This window comes from uncultured Virgibacillus sp., assembly GCF_947495635.1.
GTDB lineage: Bacteria > Bacillota > Bacilli > Bacillales > Amphibacillaceae > Virgibacillus > Virgibacillus salarius.
Genome location: NZ_CANMAB010000157.1, coordinates 1 through 5479 on the forward strand (window position 1 = coordinate 1; position 5479 = coordinate 5479).

4 protein-coding genes are annotated in these 5479 nt (G+C 36.2%); 2 read left to right on the plus strand and 2 right to left on the minus strand.

The genetic code is table 11. The features are described from left to right. Positions 1-172 precede the first annotated feature (172 nt). Positions 173-1360, plus strand: a complete 1188-nt coding sequence (locus Q1A47_RS19760) for a sodium:proton antiporter (protein ID WP_026679625.1) — start codon at positions 173-175, stop codon at positions 1358-1360. A gap of 179 nt (positions 1361-1539) precedes the next feature. On the opposite strand, the gene uraA is transcribed toward Q1A47_RS19760, so the two are convergent. After that, positions 1540-2823 carry a uracil permease gene (uraA, locus tag Q1A47_RS19765; protein ID WP_026679624.1) on the minus strand — a complete coding sequence of 428 codons (1284 nt, stop codon included), beginning with the start codon at positions 2821-2823 and terminating at the stop codon, positions 1540-1542. Between the two features lie 280 nt (positions 2824-3103). Next, complete coding sequence (locus tag Q1A47_RS19770) at positions 3104-3607, minus strand: AMP-binding enzyme (RefSeq protein WP_026679623.1); 504 nt, start codon at positions 3605-3607, stop codon at positions 3104-3106. A gap of 379 nt (positions 3608-3986) precedes the next feature. Between Q1A47_RS19770 and Q1A47_RS19775 the strand changes: the two genes are divergently transcribed. Next, the gene (locus Q1A47_RS19775; RefSeq protein WP_026679622.1) at positions 3987-5201 is read left to right on the plus strand and encodes an NAD(P)/FAD-dependent oxidoreductase; all 1215 of its coding nucleotides are present in this window, start codon (positions 3987-3989) and stop codon (positions 5199-5201) included. Positions 5202-5479: the final 278 nt, after the last annotated feature.

Sequence of the window (5479 nt, forward strand, 5' to 3'; positions counted from 1 at the left end):
ATAGCTACTAGAGGAAGCGTAAATCTGAGCATGTAGTGATAAGGACTGAGCGAATTTTGCTCCGTTTTTCTTATTGATAAGTTCATTGTTTGAAATTACTTGCTTATAGGGAAAATGGATTCTAAATATAAGATTTACTACCAATGTAAATAAAGAGGAGGAGGGAGTATATTTGAGCGTCCATCACATACTTTTGCTATTAATTATCGGGTACATTGTTTTTTCTATAGACAAGAAGCAAGAGTACTTTCCTGTCCCAACGGTATTAGTGCTAATAGGTATTACGCTGTCACCAATCAGTTATTTCGCGAACATATCAATAACAAAAGATCTTATATTTCATGTTTTCTTACCGGCACTTCTATTTATATCAGCTTATCAATTCCCAACAATGGCTTGGAAGAAGTATAAGTATATTATTGGAGGATTAGGAACGATAGGTCTGCTCTTAACAATAGCTATATTTGGTGGTTTTGTTTATTTAATTGGAAATTTATTTATTCAAATATCCATTATAGCTGCGTTACTGATTGCTGCTATTTTATCACCAACAGATCCTGTATCGGTTATAGCGATATTAAAGAAATCGTCTAGTGATCGGAACACGGCTGACATTGTGGAAGGGGAATCGTTGCTTAATGATGGGACAAGCATTGTAGTATTTGGTGTGCTTCTAAGTATGTTAACGCAAGGGACAACCTTTTCACTTAGTGGTTTCGTTAGTGAATTCTTACTTGTATCCTTAGGTGGTGTTGCGATTGGTATTGCATTCGGTTGGCTTATGAGCAAGGCAGTGCATTATACCGACCATCGTCAATATCAGGTGATGTTAAGTATCATTGTAGCTTATGGTAGCTTTTACTTAGGAGAATTAATGGACGTGTCAGGTGTACTTTCAACTGTTACAGCGGGAATGATGCTATCCTATGAATTTGGAAAAAATATAAAAGAGGATCATTTTCGAGATCAACTGGATGGGTTTTGGGGAATTATCGAGCCAACAATCTTATCTATCATATTTCTACTTATAGGGATTCAATCAGCAAGGTACCTCGTTTTTTCAGAATGGCAGCTTGCTATTCTTCTATTTTTAGGATCGCTAATCGTACGATTTTTGGTAATTACAGCCATGACCCAATTTCATTCTACATGGAAAACGTACATGTCTCTAAGGGAATGTGCAGTAATAGCTTGGACCGGTATTAAAGGAACAATGTCAGTGGCACTAGTGTTAGGATTCGAAGCAGCTACTGATAAAAGTAGTGAATTCATATCCATCATTTTTGTTGTCATTTTACTATCATTAGTAATCCAAAGTGCAAGCGTATATCCATTAGTCAAAAGATTAAAAGGCTCATAAAAAGGTTTGGAAGCATATTATCTTCCAAACCTTTATTTTATACAAACATCCAGTTATATTCCAATGGGTTCAAAGGCCTTTAGGTCCTACTCTTATGGTACTAACAATCAGTGGGCGATAAACAAATCATAACTGATTGAAGTTTCACTTTATCTATTCTTCCAAAGGACTCATCTTTACTATTCATTCGATAATTTTAATACATCTAATAACTTAAAGAATAGGCCAAGGAATATGGCTACTATTGTAGCAAGCCCCATACCAGTTAGGGCTACTGAACCGATTTGAACTGTAGCACCGCTAATACCGATGACAAGGACGACACATGTTAGAATCAAATTCTGTGAGTGGTTATAGTCCACATTTGCTTCTACTAACATACGAATACCACTAGCTGCGATAATTCCAAATAGAAGTAAGGAAATCCCTCCCATAACTGCGGTTGGAATAGATGATATCAATGCAGCCAACTTTCCAACAAATGAAAGAATAATGGCTATAACGGAAGCTATTCCAATAATCCAGGTGGAATATACCTTTGTTATTGCTAGTACGCCAATGTTTTCACCATATGTCGTATTCGGTGTTGATCCAAAAAAGCTAGAGATGATCGTAGATATACCGTTACCAGCTAACGAGCGGTCTAATCCAGGTTCTTTCATCAAATCTTTTTTGACAATATTACCTGTTACGAATAGATGTCCAATATGTTCAGGTACAAGTACTAAAGCTGCTGGCAAAATTACTAGTATGGCAGACCAATCAAATTTCATGTGATAAATTTCTGGCATCGAGAACCATTTTGCCTCTTTAATAGCAGTTAAATCAACCAATCCAAAGAAATATGCAATAATATAGCCTGCAATAATTCCAATCAAAATAGGAATGATTTTTAAGAAGCCGCGCATTGTTACCCAACAAATTATTGTAATTGCAAGTGTCAAAAGTGAGACTACAGCTGTACTAGTGTCCATCGTCCAAGAAGCACCTGCGTCTTGGGGTGCGATCCATCCCGCCATCTCTGCAGCTGTTGGTACAAGTTCTAAACCGATAACAGCGACAATTGCTCCCATAGCGGCAGGTGGAAAAATTATATCAATCCAACTTGTTCCAATAAATTTAACAATTAATGCAATGATGGATAAAACAACACCTACTGCAAGGAATCCACCTAATACATAGCTATATCCGGTTCCGCCTCCGTAATTCTCTAATACGGCAAAAACTGGTGATATAAACGCAAAACTTGATCCTAAATATGCAGGTATTTTTCCTTTTGTAATAAATAAGTAAATTAGCGTTCCAATACCATTCATTAATAAAATGGTTGCAGGGTTAACACCGAATAAAATTGGAACTAATACAGTAGATCCAAACATTGCAAATAAGTGCTGTATACTAAGTGGTAAGCTTTTTAAAATGGGTAAACGTTCGTCTACTTGAATCTCTTTATATTGTGCCATGTTTCTTCCCCCTTTAAGAATTGGCCCAACAGTTACCGTGGGTGATTAAAAAAAGAAAAAAGCACCGAGCCGTGTGTGGCAGGGTGCTTCTATAAAATGAGGTAGAACACGAAGTTCCTCCTGATTTTATTGAACAGAATTCCATCTGTTACACCTTGGCAGCCTCACGGGACTGAATTAAAGGTAACCGTATGAACTTATCTTAGATATTATCCCAATTTAAAGTGTTTCTGTCAATTCTTTTTTTATCATGTCAAAAAACAAAAGACAGAGCATTTGCTTATAACCACTTCTGTAACTCTACTTTTAAAATTTTACCACTTGGGGTTTTGGGTAATTCATCTACAAAGGTAATCGATTGCGGATATGAAGTTCCATTGGTGCTATCTTTGCAAAAGTTAATGATATCTTGCTTCGTACTATCTGATTTGTTGTCAAGCACAATAAAGGCGTGAGCAATTTCTCCTAGTTCTTTATGCGGTAATGGGATGATAGCGGTCTCGGCAATGTGTGGGTGTTTCATTAAGATTTGCTCCAAGTTAGCAGTAGAAATGGTGCCCTGCTGATTTGGAATGTCTTTAAACGGTTCTTTCACATGAATATGACCTTGCTCATCTATAAATCCTTTATCACCTGTGAAAATCCAGCCATTTTTCATCATGTTTCGATTTTCGGCATGTTGCAAAGTTCCTTGCCCCTTTACGATAATGTCACCAATTTCAATTCCGTTATGCGCTACTTCCTCTCCCGAACTGTTTACGACGCGTATCTTTGTTTGACCCATGAAGATCCCACCTCAGTTCCAATTATCTAATAGTATACTTTATATTAAATTATATCACATTTACCTGTAAGCGTTTTACTTTTTGTGACTAAAAATATTTAGTTCGCTCGAAAATTGAAAATAATTGTAAAATGATTAGGCTGATTGGAAGAAAGATTCAAACGTTTACCATGTGATAACGTAGAAAAACACGATAAGTATATATTCTAGTTGTACTTCTACTGATTATTAGCCTAAATATAAAAATTTTGATATGATTATTATATTGTTAAAATAGGTATAAGCGATTCTAAATAGTAATAATAACATTTTTGAGTTAATATGAAAGAGCGCTTTTCCTGTGAATTTTGTTAGTAAAATATAGGAAGGTGGAAGTTTTATGAGTTTAAACAAACCAAAAATAGTAGTTCTGGGCGCAGGCTATGCTGGATTGACAACAACAAAGCGTCTCTTACAAAAGCTATCACCGGAACAAGCAGAGATTGTACTAGTTAACAAACATAATTATCATTATGAATCTACTTGGTTACATGAGGTAGCTGCTGGAACAATTAATCCAAATCAAGCTCGTGTGATGATTAGTGATGTCATTAACCCAAATAAAGTAAGACTAGTTTATGATTCTGTTGTGAAAATCAACAAAGACGAGCAACGCGTTGTGTTGGAGAATAGTGAAATTGAATATGACTACTTAGTTGTTGGGCTTGGTTTTGAATCAAATGATTTTGGAATTAAAGGGATGGCAGAGCATGCTTTTGCTATTGAAGATATTGATTCCAGTCGTCTTATTAGTGAACACATAGAATATCAATTTGCTAAATATAACAACGAAGAGAACGTTGAGGATGAGAGCTTGCATATCCTTGTTGGTGGTGCAGGATTCACAGGCATTGAGTTTGTGGGCGAATTAGCTGATAGGGTGCCTGAGCTATGTAAAAAATATGACATAGATCGTAACAGAGTTAAAATTATAAATGTAGAAGCAGCTCCTTCTATCTTGCCAATGTTTGATAAAGAGTTAGTTGCATATGCCAAAAAATCCCTTGAAGATCGTGGTGTCGAGATTAAAATTGGTGCTGCCATTTCTGAATGTACAGAGGAAGGGTTTATTGTTGGAGACGATAAAGAGCTAATCAAAGCAGGTACTGTTGTGTGGACAGGTGGAGTGAAAGGTAGCTCTGTGTTAGGGAATTCAGGCTTTGAATTAACAAAAGGAAAAGTTAACGTTGACGCCGACTTACGTATGAAAGGTGAAGAGAATATTTTTGTTATTGGTGACTGTTCATGGGTTTGGAATAAAGAAGCAGATCGCCCGTATCCTCCTACTGGACAATTAGCAATGCAAGAAGCGGATGTTGTTGCTGCTAATCTAGCTGCACTTCTTACAAACCAACCTTTAACTGACTTTGTTTTTCATGACAAAGGTACGGTAGCTTCTCTAGGTATTTCTGATGGAATCGGAAATATATTTAATGATTACAAACTTCAGGGGAAAGCAGCAGCAGCAATGAAAAAAGTGGTAGATAACCGTTCTTTATTCCTTATGGGGGGAACAAAATTAGTTCTTAAAAAAGGTAAATTCCGTCCATTCTAAGACACTCATTTTATTAAAAAATAGCTACATCAAATGAGGAGGTATTTGGGAAATGAAAAATAAAACATTATGCGGATTATTTTTGGTCATAGCATCATTGGTTGGCTACAGACTTTTAAGTGATTATATGGAAGATTCGAGAGATTTTAGGTAAATGGTTGACCATCCAGGCGTTTATTTCGCTCGGATGGTTTTTTTTGAAAGTTAAGAAAGTATAAAATCAGTGCAATGACTGCGTTAAGCCAAGTAGTTATTTTGAATGTTAGATGTATATTGGC